We start from the raw sequence: 16,399 nt of genomic DNA on the forward strand, positions 1-16,399 counted from the left end.
AAACGGCTGTTTTGAGTACGAAACCGGCGGTTTCCGGCGCCGGATCAGGGGGATAAGCTGGGCGGCCCACAAGCTGCGAGACCCCAAGATGTCCCCCTCCCAGTTCCCGCCTCCCCAAGCGCCCCTATCCCTCGAAGACTGGCGCGCGGGCGGCAGCTATTTCGGCTATCGCGGCCATCAGATTTTCCAGCGCACCGGCGGCGACTGGCGCGATGAGGCCCGCCCCGTCCTGATTCTCATTCACGGCTTCCCCACCGCCAGCTGGGACTGGGTTCACCAGTGGGAGGCGCTGTGCGAGCGCTTTCGTGTGGCTGCTATCGATATGATCGGCTTCGGGTTTTCCGACAAGCCGGCCCGGTATGACTATTCCATCCAGGACCAGGCCGACCTGCACGAAACCTGGCTGGACCGGCTGGGCGTCAGCGCCTGTCACATCCTGGCCCATGACTATGGCGACACGGTCGCCCAGGAATTGCTGGCGCGCGTCATCGACCGGCGGGACAAGGGCCTGGCGGGGCTGGAGATTGTATCGGTCTGCTTTCTCAATGGCGGGCTCTTCCCCGAGCAGCACCGCGCCACCTTCACCCAGCGCCTGCTGCACTCTCCCATAGGGCCGCTGCTTAGCCGCATGATGACGCGAAAGCGTTTTGAAACAGGGCTTTGCGAGGTGTTCGGGCCGGACACCCAGCCCACGAAAGAGACCCTGGACGCGTTCTGGGCGCTGGCCACGCATGGCGGCGGCATGCCGCGTATTGGTCACAAACTCATCCGCTATATCGCCGAGCGGCGCGCCACGCGCGAACGCTGGGTGGGCGCGCTGGTGGATTCTCCGGTTCCCTTAAGGGTCATAGACGGGGCGCTGGACCCGGTATCAGGCGCTCATATGGTCGAGCATTATCAAAAGCTTGTGCCCAATCCCGACACCGTACTCATCGCTCACGCGGGCCATTACCCCCAGCTCGAAGCGCCTGGCGAGGTGCTTGACGCCTTCCTTCAATTCCAGTCCGCTATGACCAAGGCCTGAAGCACAAGGGCCATGACTCGGGGAGGAGGCCGATCATGAGCGCGCGTTATGACTGCATCATCACGGGCGGGCTGGTGTTTGACGGCACGGGCGCGCCGCCGGTGCGCGAGGATGTGGCCATCAGCGCCGGGCGGGTCGCCGCGCGCGGGACGGATCTGGACCGCTCCAGGGCCGATCAGGTCATTGAAGCGCAAGACCTGTGGGTGATTCCGGGCCTGGTGGACCTGCACACCCATCTCGACCTCGAGGTGGAGTTTGACCCGGCTCTGAAAGAGGCCGTGCGCCACGGCACCACCACCGTGATGATGAGCAATTGCTCGCTGGGCCTGGCTTATGGCAATCAGCGCCGCAATGGCGAGGACCCGCTGGTCGACTGTTTCGCCCGGGTGGAAAACATGCCCAAACCCGTGCTGCGCAAGGTCGCCGACAAGGCGGTCTGGACCAGCTCGGCGGGCTATTACGCCCATCTCGATGACTTGCCGCTGGGCTGCAATGTCATTCCGCTCATTCCACATTCCATGCTGCGCATCGAGGTCATGGGCCTGAACGGCGCGGTCTCGCGCAAGGCCGGCGAGGACGATCTCAGACAGATGGAAGCCCTTCTGGAGACGGCGATGGAGGAGGGCTATCCGGGCTTCTCCACCGATGCGCTGCCTTTCCATTTCCTGTCCGAAGATCCCAATCGCCGGGTGAAGATCCCCAGCCAGTTCGGCCAGTATCGCGAGCTCAAGCGCCTCACCAGCGTGCTGCGCCGCCATGACCGGATCTGGCAGGCGACCCCGCCCAAGGACAGCCCGCTGGCCGTGGCGCGCAATTTCGCCCTCACCTCGGCCCGCCTGCACGGCAAGCCGCTCAAGGTCACGGCGGTGGCCGCGCTTGATGTGGCGGCCAACAAGTCCCTGCGCCGGCTCGCTCTTTTGCTGACGAAGTTATACAACTCACCGCTCTTCAAGGGCCATTTCCGCTTCCAGGCGCTGGCCGCGCCGTTCAAGGTGTTCTGGGATGGGCCCATCAATCCGCTGGCCGAGGAAATCCCGGCCCTGCGCGAGCTCAACGAGCTGGATCTGGAAGACGCCGCCGGCCGGCGCGCCCTGCTGGACGATCCGGCCTTCCAGGCGCGCTTCTCCAGAATGTGGATGACGGGCAAGACCGGCTTCGGCCCGGCCCGGCTGAAGCGGCTCCTGAACATGGAGACGCTGGCGTTTGACCGTGATTTCAACGAGATGGTCTTCCACTCCGGCGGGCCGGACATCTGGACGGGCGAGACCTTCGCCCAGGTCCATGGCCGCTATCAGGCCTGGCGCGCCGACGCCTCGCTCGCCCGCTCTGACGATGAGCGCGCCGCCTTCGAGGCCATGCCGGACAGCGCCGTGGAGGAGGCGGGCTTCATGCTCCATCTCCTGCGCGAATATGATCTGGCCTTGCGCTGGTGGACGGTCTCGGCCAATCGCGATCCGGCGATCGTGCGCGCGCTTCTCAACCACCCGCAAATCCTGCCCGGCTTCAATGATTCGGGCGCCCACATCACCAATATGGCCTTCTATGACGGCAATCTGCGTTGCCTGCAGATCGCCCAGTCCGAAGGGCTGGAGCGGGTCGCCAGCCAGATCCGCCGCCTGACGCGCGAACCGGCCGAGTTCATCGGCGTGGATGCGGGGCGGCTGGAGGAGGGCGCGCGCGCCGATATCGCCATCATCGATCCCCGGGCCCTCCAGGCCTATGATTCAGAAGCCAGTTCCCGCTTCGTCTGGCGCGAAGACTATGAGCACGAACAGATGGTCAACCGCTCTGACGGCGTGGTGCGCGCCGTACTGGTGAGCGGCGTTCAGGTCTGGGACGGGGCGGGCTTCACCGAGGCCGCCGGGCGCCAGACCCTGGGCCGCGCCCTGCGCCACAAGAGTTGGGCGCCCCAGGGCGAGGCGCTGAAAGTGGCGGCGGAGTGATCACTCCCCCATCCGCTCATCCATCCGCAGGCGCAGATGGATGACCAGAAGCTCCTGGTAGAAGCCCCGGGCGTCAGCCTCGGCGTGATCGAGAAAGCGTGCGATTTCATCGCGGTCGATGCGCGGCTGGTCTGACGGGCAGCCTGCAAAGCGTCCGGTCAGGGCGTAGTGGGGAAAGCCCACCAGCCCGGCGAAGCGCCCGGCCCGGGCCGAGCGCCGGATCAACTCGCCGCCATAGCAGGCGTCAGCCGGGCGCCCATCCCAGCCGGTCAGGCGGATATAGCCCACCACGAACAGCGATTGCGGGTATCCCGCGCGCAGGGCCGCATCGCGAAACGGCTGGCCCTCGTCATGGCTGCCCGCATAGCCGTTCACCCGCGCCAGCTGGTAATTCAGGCGCGGATTGTCCGGGTCCGCCGCTACCGCCGCCTCGCACGCCGCACGCGCCGCGACGAGGTCCACATCGCCCTGCGCCACGCCTTCGGCCACCCGTTCAGGATCATCAGGGTGGGCCGCCAGCCGGTCGCACTCGGTCACCTCGCGCGGCCAGTCCAGCCGATCATAAACCGCGATTTCGTCCAGGCTGACAGGGGCGGGAAAGGCGGCGGCGAGCAGGGCGGCGATCAGCATGGCGGTCTCCCATGGGGCTGAGCTTGTCCGGACATTCTAGTTCCTCTCTGGCGGTCCGCAAAGCGGCGCCGGGCAAGCCCTGTCTTGACGCCGCGCTGCTGTGTGCGGCTTCCTCCGCATCATGCGAGCGGATGCGGATGTGATCATTATCGGGGCGGGCATGGCGGGTCTGGCGCTGGCGCGGGCGCTGGCGGGGCCGGGCCTGGGCCTGTCCCTGCTGGTGATTGACCCGCGCGAGGCCCGGCCTGACCGGCGCGTGTGGGTGTTTCCCGCCCCGCCGGGCCATGCGCTGGCGCGCTTTGCGGTGAATGAGACCCGGGCCGTGCGCTATGCCGGGCGGGCCGGGACCCTGAGCGCCGCGCCCATCTGGACAGTCGAGGCGCAGGCGGTTCAGGACGCCGCGCTGGACGCGCTCAGCGCCTCCTCCCACGCCCGGCTGGCGCGTGGCGTGCGCCTTGACGATGTGCGCGCCAGTGCAGGCCGGGCGGAGCTCTCTTGCAGTCTGGGGCTCCTGCGCGCACGTCAGATTATCGATACGCGCCCGGCGCCTGGCCATGGCGTGGCCGCCGGGGCATTCACCCAGATCATTCTCTCCGCCGAAGCGCCCGCGGACGGGGCCGAAGCGGGCTTCGAACTCTCCGCCCCCCAAGTGCAGGCGGGCGGCCTGATGCTGGTCCAGCGCCATGTCCTGGCCGATGGCCGGATGTTGGCCGAAGCCGTGCGTCTCGCCCCGCCCGGCGATGACGGCGCGGGACTGAAAGCGGTTCTGGACGAGGCGCTGGGCGGGCGATCACACACGCCCGCGCGCCGGGCGGTGCTGCCGCTGGTCCCGCCCGAAGCGCGCAAGGCGCCGCCCGGTCCCGTGATCAACGCGCCTGCGCGGGCGGGCGGCTTGCGGTTTGCGGTGGGGCTGGAGGCGTTGCGCCTGGCCCGCTGGGCTCAAGGCGCGACCCATGACTGGATCAGCGGACGCTTGATCAGCGCGCCGCCCGACCCGGGCGCCGCTTCGCGCGCCGCCGCCCTTGCCCTGCACAAGCGTTTGCGCCAGGCCCCGAAGACGGCGGCGGACTGGCTGAATGCCCAGATGACCGCATCTGATCCGGACGCCGTGACGGCGTTTCTGGCCGGAACGGCGCGCGGCGACTAGGGACGGGCCTCGACATCGCGGCCAAACCTGCGAAAATCTCCTAAGGGACACGCACATACGAGGGGACGCCGCCATGATCGCGCGCTCACTGCTTCGCCTTTCCGGTCTGATGATGCTGGCGGGGGCGCTGGCCGCGTGCGATCCCGGCGGCGGCGCCGACGCGCCCGCGCCGCAGGGTCCGCTGCTGACGCCGCGCGCCGCCGATGCGCCGCGCGCGGCGGAAGAAGCGCCCGACCGGTTCGAGTATCTGCGCTACGCCATCAATCTGGAATCGCCCGCCCCTGAGCTGTGCCTGACCTTCTCCGCCCCCCTCGACCCGGATGTGGACTACTCGGCCTATATCGCCATCGACGAGCCGGTCTCCCTGGCTGTGGACGGCCAGCGCCTGTGCGTGGGCGGATTGCAATTCGGCCAGACCCGCACGGTGACCTTGCGCGAGGGCCTGCCGTCGGCGGACGGCCAGCGCCTGGCGGCGGATGAGGAGGCGGTGCTGAACTTTGACGACCGGCCCGCCTTTATTGGCTTTGCCGGCGACGGGATCATCCTGCCGCGCGTGGACGCGGACGGGCTGGCCATCCAGACGGTCAATGTGGACCGGGTGCGCGTCATCGTGCACCGGGTGACCGACCGGGCGCTGGCCTTCCGCGAGATCACCTCCGGCTTCAACGCCGCCAGCGGCGAATGGCGCTGGGCCTATGGCGAGGAAGTGCCCGGCGACGCCGGAGTGGAAGTCTGGCGCGGGGCGATGGACACGCCCGGCCCCGTCAACGCCCAGGTGACCACGGTGTTCCCGCTGGCCGAAGCCATCGGGCGGCTCCAGCCGGGCGCCTATTATGTGGAAGTTGATGATTATGAAGCCGTTTCAGGCAATGGGGGGCGGAATAACCATGCCCGCGCCCGGCGCTGGCTGATCGTCACCGATCTGGCCTTCACCGCCTGGCGCGGGGCGGACGGGATGGAGGTGACGGTGCGCTCGCTGCAAAACGCGCGCCCGGCCCAGGGCGTGGACGTGCGCCTGATCGCCCGCTCCAATGAAGTGCTCGCCACCCAGACCACGGGCCTGGACGGCAAGGCGCGCTTCAGCCGGGCTTTGATGAGCGGCGCCGACGGCAATGCGCCGCGCATGCTGGCCGCTTACGGGGCCGATGGCGATTTTGCGCTGCTGGATCTCACCCGCAATCCGGTGGATCTTTCGAGCCACCCCGTCTCGGGGCGCGACCGTCCCGCAGCGGCGGACGCTTATCTCTATCTCGACCGGGGTGTTTACCGGCCCGGCGAGACGGTGCAGGCCAGCGCCCTGATCCGCGACGCGGCGGCGCGGGCGGTGGAGGACCGCGCGGGGGCCCTCATCGTCTATCAGCCCAATGGTCTGGAGCTGACGCGCCACCGTTTTGACGGCGCGCGCAATGCTGGCGGGCTTTCCCACGGCTTTGAGCTGCCGCGCAGCGCTGCGCGCGGGCAGTGGCGGCTGTCCCTGACGCTGGACGGGGCGGGCGAGGTGGGCTCGGCGCGCTTCGCGGTGGAGGATTTCGTACCCCAGCGCGTGGAGCTGAGCCTGAGCGCCGACACCGATACGCCCCTGCTGGCGGGGCAATCGCGCATGGTCGATGCGCGCGTGCGCTTCCTCTATGGCGCACCCGGCGCGGGCCTTCCTGTGGAGGGCTCGGCGCGGGTGGAGCCTGATCCCAATCCCTTCCCGGACTGGGAGGGCTATCGCTTCGGACGCCATGACGAGCGCTTTTCGGAAAGCTTCATGGACCTGCCGCGCACCATGGCCGACGGGCGCGGCGAGGCCAGCGTGCCGGTGTCCGCTGACGGGCGCGGCGAGGATTCGAGCCTGCCCCTGCGCGTGCGCGCGGTGATCCGCGTGCAGGAGCCCGGCGGGCGCGCCGTGGCTGATGATGTGCGCATCCCATACCGTCCGCTTGAGCGCTATGCCGGCCTGAAGCCGGAGTTTGACGGGACGATTGACCGCAATGCCCCGGCCCGCTTCTCCCTGGTGGCGGTGGATGTCGAGGGCGCGCCGGTTCGCGCCGATCTGCAATGGCGCCTGGTGCGCCGCGATTACAGTTATGACTGGTACCGCACCGATGGCGGCCAGTGGCGCTGGCGGCGTTCCGAGCGTGTCGTGCCCATCGAAAGCGGCCAGGCGCGCCTGGACGGCGCAGAGCCGGCGGCCATTTCCACCGGCGCGCTCAGCTGGGGCGATTACGCGCTGATCGTGTCCGATGGCGAGCGCGATGTGGCCTCGTCGGGCTTCTGGGTCGGTTATGGCGGCCGCGCCCGTCCGGGCGAGGAAGCGCCCGACACCGTGCGCGTGGCCGGTCCAGATCGCGCGCCCCAGACCGGCGGCAACGCAACCATCACTATCCGTGCGCCTTATGCAGGCAGGGCTGAAGTGGTGGTGGCCAATGACCGGATCCTCGCCTCGCGTCAGATCGAAGTGTCCGAGGCTGGCGCCGAACTCACCCTGCCGGTCACCCGCGAATGGGGATCGGGCGCCTATGTGATGGTCAGCGTCTATACCGGCCGCGATGCGGTCAATCAGCCCCGTCCGCGCCGCGCGGTGGGGGTGGCCTTCGTGCCGGTGAATGTGGACGGGCGCCGTTTTGACGTGACGCTGGGTGCGCCCGAGCGCGTCCATCCCGAACGCCCGCTGGTGGTCGATGTGCGCGCCGGGGACGGCCCGTCCGGTGAGCGCGCCTGGGTCACCCTGTCGGCGGTGGACGAGGGTATTCTGCTGTTGACCAATTTCACTTCGCCCGATCCGGAAGCCTGGTTCTATGGCAAGCCGGCCCTGGGGGTGGATCTGCTTGATGATTATGGCCGTCTGCTTGATCCCAATCAGGGCGCGGCGGCGGCGGTGCGCTCGGGCGGTGACCAGATCGGCGCGGCCGGGCTTTCCGTGGTGCCGACCCGGACCGTGGCGCTGTTCTCCGGACCGGTTCAGCTCGACCGTACGGGCCGGGCCTCCATCCCGCTGGATATCCCTGAATTCAATGGAGAATTGCGCCTGATGGCCGCGGTCTGGTCCCAGACCGGGCTGGGCTCGGCCTCCCGGGCGGTGACGGTGCGCGAGGATGCGCCGTCCGAACTGATCCTGCCGCGCTTCCTGGCTCCGGGCGATACCGCCCAGGCTACGGTCACGATTGACAATATCGACCTGCCCGAGGGCGCCTTCACCGCGCGCGTCAGCGCGGAGGGTCCCTTGAGCGCGCCTGGGGAGGCCGTGAGCCTGGATCTCGCTCCCGGCCAGCGTGAGGACCGCCGTGTTGCTCTGACGGGCGAGGCGGTGGGCGTGGGTGCCCTGCGCCTGTCGGTGGACGGACCTGAAGCCTTCGCCACCGTGCGCAACTACCCCATCGAGGTGCGCTCGCCCTGGCTGCCGGAAACCCGAATCAGCCGGCAGATCCTCAGCCCTGGTGAGCGCTGGTCGCCGCCGCGCGATGCGCTGGCGCATTATCTCGACGGATCAGGTTCGCTGCAGGTGACGGCCTCGGCCTTCCCGATTGATCCCGGCCCGCTTTACCGCGATCTGGCCGCCTATCCCTTCGCCTGCACCGAACAGAGCCTCAGCCGGGCCTGGCCGCTGCTCTACGCCGCTCAGCTGGCGGCGCTGGCGCGCGATGATGCGCCCGGCGGAGCTGCAGCCGACGTGCGCCGCACCATCGAACAATTGCTGTCACGCCAGAGTGCGGACGGGGCGTTTGGCCTGTGGCGCATGGGAGACGGCCTGGCCACGCCCTGGCTGGGCGCCTACGCCACGGACTTCCTGACCCGCGCCGCCGAGGCCGGCTACAGCGTGCCGCGCGCGTCTGTCGAACGCGCTCTGGCCCAGCTGCAGCCCGTGGCCCGGGGTGAGCTGTGGCGGGCATCCGGCTATAATTCGTCCGTGCCCGAAGCGCGCTGGAGCCGCGACACCCGCGAGCGTCTGGAGGACCGCAGCTCGGCCTATGCGCTCTATGTGCTGGCCCGCAATGGCCAGCCGGACCGCTCGCGCCTGCGCTATATGCATGACGAGCGCATCCGGCGTATCGAGAGCCCGCTGGCGCGCGCCCATATTGGCGCAGGCCTGGCCGCCATTGGCGATCAGGCGCGCGCAGCCAGCGCGTTCGAGGCCGCTATGGAGGCGCTGGGCTATCGCAATGAAGGCGACTGGTATCAGTCGCCCCGCCGCGACATGGCCGGTGTTCTGGCCCTGGCCGCTGAAGCCGGACAGGGCGCTGTGGTGGAGCGTCTGTCCGGACCTCTGGGCACGAATGTGCCCGAGCCTTCGCGCCTGACCACCCAGGAAAAAGCCTTCCTGATCATGGCCGCGCGCGCGCTGGCCGGTGAGGGGACGCAAGTGTCAGTGAGCTATGACGGCGTGGCGGAGGATCCAGCCGCGGTGAGCTATGACGCCGCCGCCCTGGCCGAAGCCGGGACGTTCGAGAACACCGGACGCAATCCGGTCTTCCTGACCGCCATGGCCCGTGGCGCGCCGGCGTCCGCGCCGCCCGCCTCGTCGAGCCAGCTGGATCTTGAAAAACAGGTGTTTACCGTGTTTGGCGACGCCGCTGACCTGTCGGCGGTATCCCAGGGAGACCGGCTGGTGGTGCTCATCGAGCTGAGCCCGGTGCGTCAGGCGCTGGCGAGCTACGCCATTGCCGATCTCCTGCCTGCGGGCTTTGAGATCGAGGGCCTGCTGGAGCCCTCGGACGGCGCGCCGGACGGTCCTTACGCCTTCCTGGGCGATCTGAGCTACGCGCAGGTCACCGAGGCGCGTGATGACCGGTTTGTTGCCGCGATCGAGTCGCGCCGGGGCCGCACAGAGCGCTTCGCCTATCTGGTACGGGCGGTGACGCCGGGCGATTTCGCCCTGCCGGGCGCGGTGGCCGAGGACATGTACAGGCCGGACGTGACGGCGCGCACGGGCTCCTCAAGGCTGGTCATCGGCGAGTGACAAGATGGGCGCTATCCCCCCCTTCCTGGCGAGGATAAGTCCGCACTGGCGGATGCCGGGCAGGCCGGTTGTCGTGCTCATCTCGGGCGTTTTCGTAATGTTATCGGCGGTTTTCGTCCTGAAAATAGCCGATTTGGTATTGCCGCCGCCCATCGAGGCCGGCCGCAGCGTGTCGCTCGTGGTCGCTGACCGCGAGGGGCGGGCCCTGCGCGCGTTTCCGGTCGAGGAGGGGCGCTGGCGCCTGGCGGCTGATCTGGACCGGATCGACCCGGCCTTCATCGACGCGCTGCTGGCGGTGGAGGACCGGCGTTTCTACCGCCATGGCGGGGTGGACGCGCTGGCGATGATCCGCGCCGTGGGCCAGGCGGTGATGAGCGGGCGCATCCAGTCGGGCGCATCCACCATCACCATGCAGACCGCGCGCCTGCTGGAGCCGCGCCCGGACCGCACTATCGGGGCCAAGCTGATCGAGATGGCGCGAGCCGTGCAGCTGGAGCGCCGGCTCAGCAAGGACGAGATCCTGGAGCTGTATCTCACCCTCGCGCCCTATGGCGGCAATCTGCAAGGGGTGAGGGCGGCGAGCTGGGCGTGGTTCGACCGCGAGCCCGACCGTCTGACGCCCGACCAGATCGCGCTGCTGATCGCCCTGCCCCAGGCGCCCGAGGCGCGCCGGCCGGACCTGCGCCCCGAAGCGGCGCGCTCGGCCCGCGCGCGCCTGCTCCAGCGCATGGCGCGTCTGGAGCTGATCAGCGAAACCCGCGCCGCCGACGCTGCCGACGAGGCGATCCCTGAAGGCCGTCACGCCTTTCCGGCGCGCGCCTGGCATGCCGCCGAGACCATTCGTGCGCGAGCGACTATTGCAGGCGAGGTGCGCTCCACCCTCGATGCGCGCCTGCAGGGCGAGGCCGAGCGTCTGGTGGCGGCGCTGGCGCAAGGGGCGGGCGAGGCGGTGCAGGCCTCCGCCCTGATCGTGGAGATCGAGACCCGCGCGGTGCGCGCGGCCGTGGGCTCGGCGGGGCTGGATCGGGCGGGCGGCTGGCTGGATCTGACCGACCGCCGTCGCTCGCCGGGCTCGGCGCTCAAGCCCCTGATTTATGCGCTGGCCTTCGAGGACGGGTCGGCGGCGCCGGGCACCCGCATCGCTGACCTGCCCGCCCGCTTCGCCAGCTATCAGCCGGAGAATTTCGACCGCCTGTTCCGCGGCGAGGTGACGGTGGCAGAGGCCCTGCAGCATTCGCTTAATGTGCCCGCCGTGCGCGTGCTCGACCAGGTGGGCGCCAATCGCTTCACCGCCGTCCTGTCCCAGGCGGGCGGCGCGCCGTCTTTGCCGGGCGCGCGGGGCGGGGCGACGGGACTGGCGGTGGGGCTGGGCGGGCTGGGCCTCAGCGCGCGTGATCTGGCGCTGGTCTACGCTGCGCTGGGCGATGAGGGCCGGGCCAGGCCGCTGGTCTGGACCGAGGGCGAGGAAAGCGCGGCCCGGCGCGCCCCGGTGCGTCTCATCGCTGCGCCCGCCGCGCGCGAGGTGATCACCATTCTTGAAGGCTCGCCCGCTCCGCCGGGCCGTATGCCCGCGCGGCTGACCAGTTCGGCCCCGGCTATCGCCTACAAGACCGGCACCTCCTACGGCTATCGCGACGCCTGGGCGGCGGGGGTGGCCGGGGGGTATGTAATCGTGGTGTGGACCGGGCGCCCGGATGGCGCGCCGCGCCCGGGGGTGACGGGCCGGGCCGCCGCGCTGCCGGCTCTGTTTGATCTTTATGACGCGGTGGCGCGCATTGATCCGGGCTTCGCCGCGCGCGCCCGCCCGCGCTCAAGCCAGAGCGCGCCCACGCCCCGCCCGCTGGAGCGGTTCGAGCGCGACGGCGCCCCGCCGGAAATTTTGTTTCCGCCTGATGGCGCGGAGATCTGGGCCGAAGATGGCGCGCGCGGCTTCGTGCTCGCCGCGCGCGGGGAGGGACGGCTGGGCTGGTATGCCGATGGTGCGCCGGTGCCCCGTGACGCTGGCGGTTCGCCTTTGTGGACGCCGGGCGGGCCGGGCTTCTACACCCTCACCGCCGTGGACGGCGCCGGGCGCACAACGCGCGTGCGCGTGCGGGTGCGCATGCCGGCGGGTTGAGGCGCCTGACGTCTCGACGCCCGGACTTGCGGGCGGTTAGTGTGCGCCATCATTCACTCGAGGAAGGATGGCCTGTCATGACCCTCCCGATCCTGCGCGGCGCTCTGGCGCTGATGGCTGCAGCGCTGCTCAGCGCCGCCGCCGGGGCCCAGCAGACCCCGCTGACCATTGAAGACCTGTTCCAGATCCGCCAGGTGGGCGCGGCGGTGATCTCGCCTGACGGCGAGCGCGCAGCCTATACCGTCACCGTGCCGCGCGACGTGCCCGGCGGCGCCTCCGATGGCGTAGCCCATATCGAGCTTCATATCGCCACCGGCGAGGGGCAGAGCCGCGCCTTTGTAGCTGGCGAGGGCCGGGTGGCCGCCATCGCCTGGACCCCGGACGGGCAGGGCGTGACCTTCCTGGCCAACCGGTCCGGTGACAGCGCCATGGCGCTCTACCGCATCGATCTGGCCGGCGGCGAGGCGCAGCGCATCTTCTCCCATCCCCAGGCGATCCGCAGCTATCAGATCGCGCCCGATGGCCGCACGCTCTATTTCGTCGCCCAGGACCGGCCCGATCCCATGCGCGCGCGCCTGGCCGAGCGGGGCTTCCGGGCCAATGTATTCGAGGAGCAGCAGGTCTTCTCCCATGTCTGGCGCGCCGATCTCACCGCGCCCGATACGCCCGCCACACGCTTCGATCTGGACGGCCACGCCACCCAGGTGATCGTCAGCCCGGACGGCGCGCGCCTGGCGGTCGATCTGGCGCCGACCGCGCTGGTGGACGACAATCTGATGAGCCGGCGCTGGCATGTGGTGGATGCGCGCAATGGCCGCGTGATCAGTGTGGCCGAAACGCTCAGCAAGCTTGGGCCGGCGGCGTTTTCGCCGGACAGTGCGCGCCTGGCTTTCCTGGCCGGCGCCGACCGGGCCGATTCCACCGACGGCACGCTCCACATCGCCGATGCGCGCACCGGTGAGATGGCCTATGTGGACCGCTGGGCCGAGCAACATCTCTATGGTCTGGCCTGGCTGGACAATGACACCATCCTGACGCTGGCCCACACCGGAACCACCAGCGCGCTGTTGCAGTATGGCGTGGATGGCGAGGAGCGCGCCCGCACCCCGTTCGAGGGCGGCGTATTGCGCAGCATCGACCTGCACCGCGATAGCGGCGCCATCGCCGCGGTGGTGGACGCTCCCACCCATCCGCGTGAGTTGTTTTTCGCCCGGCCCGGCGAGGCGTTCGCGCGCTGGACCGATCACAATCCGCAACTGGCCGATATCGCCTGGGGCGTCCAGCGCACCGTGGAATGGGAAGCCCGCGACGGCGAGCGGGTCGAGGGCGTGCTGATCACGCCGCAAGGCCGCGCTCCGCGCGGCGGCTGGCCGCTGATCATGACGGTCCATGGCGGGCCGGAAGCCCATGACAGCGATGGCTGGCTCAATAATTACTCGCGCTTCGGCCATATCGCGGCCGGCGAGGGCTTCGCCATTCTGTATCCCAACTATCGCGGCTCCACGGGCCGGGGCGAGCGCTTCATGAAGCTCGACCATCTCGACCCGCCGGGCGACGAGTTCTGGGACATTGTCGACGCCATCGCCCCGCTGGCTGAAGAGGGGATCATCAATCCTGACCGCGTCGGCATCACCGGCGGCTCCTATGGCGGCTTCGCGGCGGCCTGGGGCGCGACGATTGCTACCGAGCACTTCGCGGCCTCGGCGCCGTTCGTGGCGCTGACTGATCTCATCTCCTTCTTCGGCACCACCGAGATTCCGGTTGAAATGGTCGATGTCCATTTCATGGAATACCCGTGGGAGAACTGGGATATGTGGCTGGATAAAAGCCCGACCCGCCACGCTGAAGGCTCGCGCACGCCGACCCTGATCCTGCATGGCGAGGCGGATCTGCGCGTCCACGCCACCCAGTCCTACACCCTCTACCGCTATCTGAAGATGGCCGGCGAGGCGCCAGTGCGTCTGGTCACCTATCCCGGTGAGGGCCATGGCAATGCCCGGGCGGCGGCGCAGTATGACTATGCACTGCGGGTGATGCGCTGGATGAAGCATTATCTGCAAGGTCCTGGCGGAGAGCCGCCGCCTGCAGACCTGCCCCTGCCTGACATGCTGGGCCTGGAGCAATAGACCTGACACCCGCCCGGCGCATCCAGCGCCGGGCGGCGTCTTTTACATCGTCAGCTCCGGCATTAGCGTGGCGGGCGCAATCGTCTGACAGCCCGGAGTTCCGCCCATGCGCGCGCTCGCCTTTACCGCTCTTCTTCTGGCCACCGCCTGCGGGGCGCCCGCGCCGCATCTGGGCCCGGACGCGCCGCGCCCGAATGCGGCCGCGCCCGATTTGCGCCCTGAGCGGGAAGCCCCGGGCGATGAGGTCCGCGAGGGCGAGGCTCTGACCATTGAGCGCGTCTTCGCCTCGCCGTCCCTGTCCGGTCCGGCGCCGCGGGGCCTGCGCTTCTCGCCCGATGGCAGCCGGATCAGCTTCCTGCGTCCGCGCCAGGATGACCGCACCGTGCTTGATCTGTGGGCTATGGACGCAGCCGACGGGCGCACCTACCGGTTGGTGGATGCGCGCGCTCTGGCGCCGCAAGAGCGTGCATTGTCAGAGGCTGAAATCCAGTTCCGCGAACGCGCCCGCATCAGCGAGACCGGCGTGGTCAGCTATGACTGGGACAGCGAGGGGCGCGCCATTCTGGTCCCGCTGGACGGCGATCTGTTCCATGTGGATGTGGAGACGGGCGAGGCCCGGCGCCTGACCGATACGCCTGAATTCGAGACCGATGCGCGCATCAGCCCGGACGGGCGCCATGTGTCCTTCATCCGTGAGCAAAATCTCTGGGTCCATGATCTGGAAACCGGCCAGGAGCGCGCGCTGACCACAGAGGGCGAGGGCGCGGTCAGCTGGGGCGTGGCCGAGTTCGTGGCCCAGGAAGAAATGCGCCGCATGACGGGATACTGGTGGTCGCCCGACGGCGCCCGCATCGCCGTGGTGCGCCTGGACGAGACGCCGGTGGACATCATCCCGCGCTTTGGCGTGACGGCGGACGGAGTCACGGTCACCGATCAGCGCTATCCGCGCGCGGGCCGGCCCAATGCGCTGGTGACGCTGTGGGTGATCGATGTCGCCACGGGCGCGCGCAGACCGGTCTATCTCGGTGAGGAGACCGATATCTATCTGGCGCGCGTGCACTGGAGCCGGGACAGCGCGCGGATATGGATCCAGCGCCAGAACCGCGCCCAGACCGGGCTCGACATCCTGTCCGCCGATGCCGCGTCGGGGCGTTCGCGCACGATCCTGAGAGAGCGGGCGGACACCTGGATCAATCTGTCGGATGACTTCATCACGCTGGAAGATGGCGGGTTTCTTTGGACCTCCGAGCGCAGTGGTTTCCGCCATATCTATCATGTGAGCGCAGACGGGCAGGCGCGCGCGCTGACCGGCGGAGACTGGATGGTCACAAGCCTGGCCGGACTCTCTGAGGATGGCGAAACAGTCTATTTCGAGGGCTGGCGCGAGACACCGCTGGAGCGCCATCTTTACGCCGTATCTTTCGAGGGCGGCGAGCCGCAGGCGATCACGCAAGGCCAGGGGCGCTGGTCGACCGTCATGGGCCGGGGCGGCGAGGCGTTTATCGGGACGTGGTCCGATCCCGACACCCCGCCCCAGGTCGGCCTCTACGCCATTGACGGGTCGCGCATCGCCTGGATCGAGGAAAACGCGCTGGATGAAGGCCATCCCTATCACCCCCATATCGGCGCCCATGTCTCGCCTGAGTTCGGAACCCTCACTGCGGCTGACGGCCAGACCGAGCTGCACTGGTCCATGCTGCGCCCCGATCACTGCACGGCGCAAAACCCCTGCCCGGTGATCGTGCAGGTCTATGGCGGGCCGCTGGTCCAGACCGTTCATCGCGGCTGGACCAATCCGCGCGACCAGCTGTTTGCGGCCCACGGCTATATCCTGTTCAAGCTGGACAATCGCGGCAGTTCCAATCGCGGCCACGCCTTCGAGGCGGCGCTGCACCGGCGCATGGGCATTGTCGAGGCCGCCGACCAGATCGCCGGGCTGGATTATCTGCAAGGCCTGGACTTCGTGGATTCAGACCGGATCGGGCTGTGGGGCTGGTCCTATGGCGGGTATATGGCGCTGATGACCACGCTGCAGGCGCCCGGGCGCTTCGCTGCGGCCGTCTCCGGTGCGCCCGTCACGGACTGGGCGCTCTACGACACCCATTATACCGAGCGCTATATGGGCACGCCGCAAGACAACGCCGAAGACTATGAGGCCGGTTCGGTGTTCGCCCATCTGGATGGTTACCGGACGCCGACCCTGATCATTCACGGCATGGCCGATGACAATGTCACCTTCGACAATTCCACCCGCCTGTTCGCGGCCCTGCAGGAGCGCGGCGAGCGTTTTGACATGATGACCTATCCCGGCGAGCGCCACGGCATCCGCCCGCCGCCCCTGCAAGTGCATTTGTGGCGCACGATCTTCGGCTATTTCGAGCGGGAGATGCCTGCGTCCGCAGACGACGCGCCCTGAGCGCTGGCATGAAGCCTGCGTCCCTTGCCTGCACGCGCCTGTGCGCGTCTCGCAA

Annotated in this window: 8 protein-coding genes; 7 read left to right on the forward strand and 1 reads right to left on the reverse strand. The window is 69.0% G+C overall.

Features of this window, described 5'->3' with window-relative positions:
* Positions 1 to 88: 88 nt before the first annotated feature.
* Together F1654_RS12860 and F1654_RS12865 are read left to right on the forward strand one after the other, a co-directional pair.
* Positions 89 to 1,024, forward strand: a complete 936-nt coding sequence (locus F1654_RS12860; RefSeq protein ID WP_150023969.1) for an alpha/beta fold hydrolase — start codon at positions 89 to 91, stop codon at positions 1,022 to 1,024.
* A 35-nt stretch (positions 1,025 to 1,059) separates the two neighbouring features.
* Positions 1,060 to 2,967, forward strand: coding sequence for an N-acyl-D-amino-acid deacylase family protein (locus tag F1654_RS12865; RefSeq protein ID WP_150023970.1), 1,908 nt, complete (start codon positions 1,060 to 1,062; stop codon positions 2,965 to 2,967).
* Here F1654_RS12865 and F1654_RS12870 read toward each other — a convergent pair whose 3' ends face one another.
* Positions 2,968 to 3,597 (reverse strand): hypothetical protein, encoded by a 630-nt coding sequence (locus F1654_RS12870; RefSeq protein WP_150023971.1) that lies wholly within the window; start codon positions 3,595 to 3,597, stop codon positions 2,968 to 2,970.
* 121 nt (positions 3,598 to 3,718) lie between these two features.
* On the opposite strand from F1654_RS12870, the gene F1654_RS12875 reads away from it, so the two are divergent.
* From F1654_RS12875 to F1654_RS12895, 5 genes are all read left to right on the forward strand, one after another.
* A complete protein-coding gene (locus F1654_RS12875) occupies positions 3,719 to 4,744 on the forward strand; it encodes a lycopene cyclase family protein (RefSeq protein WP_150023972.1) in 1,026 nt (341 codons plus the stop codon).
* 73 nt (positions 4,745 to 4,817) lie between these two features.
* On the forward strand, positions 4,818 to 9,686 hold the full coding sequence (locus F1654_RS12880; RefSeq protein ID WP_150023973.1) for an alpha-2-macroglobulin family protein: 4,869 nt from the start codon (positions 4,818 to 4,820) through the stop codon (positions 9,684 to 9,686).
* Between the two features lie 97 nt (positions 9,687 to 9,783).
* A complete protein-coding gene (gene pbpC, locus F1654_RS12885; RefSeq protein WP_233205295.1) occupies positions 9,784 to 11,802 on the forward strand; it encodes a penicillin-binding protein 1C in 2,019 nt (672 codons plus the stop codon).
* Between the two features lie 77 nt (positions 11,803 to 11,879).
* Positions 11,880 to 13,928, forward strand: coding sequence for a S9 family peptidase (locus F1654_RS12890; RefSeq protein WP_150023974.1), 2,049 nt, complete (start codon positions 11,880 to 11,882; stop codon positions 13,926 to 13,928).
* 106 nt (positions 13,929 to 14,034) lie between these two features.
* Positions 14,035 to 16,344, forward strand: coding sequence for a S9 family peptidase (locus tag F1654_RS12895; protein ID WP_150023975.1), 2,310 nt, complete (start codon positions 14,035 to 14,037; stop codon positions 16,342 to 16,344).
* Positions 16,345 to 16,399: the final 55 nt, after the last annotated feature.

The organism is Alkalicaulis satelles, from assembly GCF_008630495.1.
Lineage (GTDB): Bacteria > Pseudomonadota > Alphaproteobacteria > Caulobacterales > Maricaulaceae > Oceanicaulis > Oceanicaulis satelles.

Coding starts and splice junctions, on each gene's coding strand:
- pbpC (WP_233205295.1), top strand. CDS start 9,784: ATGTTATCGGCGGTTTTCGTCCTGAAAATAGCCGATTTGGTATTGCCG.
- F1654_RS12890 (WP_150023974.1), top strand. CDS start 11,880: ATGACCCTCCCGATCCTGCGCGGCGCTCTGGCGCTGATGGCTGCAGCG.
- F1654_RS12875 (WP_150023972.1), top strand. CDS start 3,719: ATGCGAGCGGATGCGGATGTGATCATTATCGGGGCGGGCATGGCGGGT.
- F1654_RS12895 (WP_150023975.1), top strand. CDS start 14,035: ATGCGCGCGCTCGCCTTTACCGCTCTTCTTCTGGCCACCGCCTGCGGG.
- F1654_RS12860 (WP_150023969.1), top strand. CDS start 89: ATGTCCCCCTCCCAGTTCCCGCCTCCCCAAGCGCCCCTATCCCTCGAA.
- F1654_RS12870 (WP_150023971.1), bottom strand. CDS start 3,597: ATGCTGATCGCCGCCCTGCTCGCCGCCGCCTTTCCCGCCCCTGTCAGC.
- F1654_RS12865 (WP_150023970.1), top strand. CDS start 1,060: ATGAGCGCGCGTTATGACTGCATCATCACGGGCGGGCTGGTGTTTGAC.
- F1654_RS12880 (WP_150023973.1), top strand. CDS start 4,818: ATGATCGCGCGCTCACTGCTTCGCCTTTCCGGTCTGATGATGCTGGCG.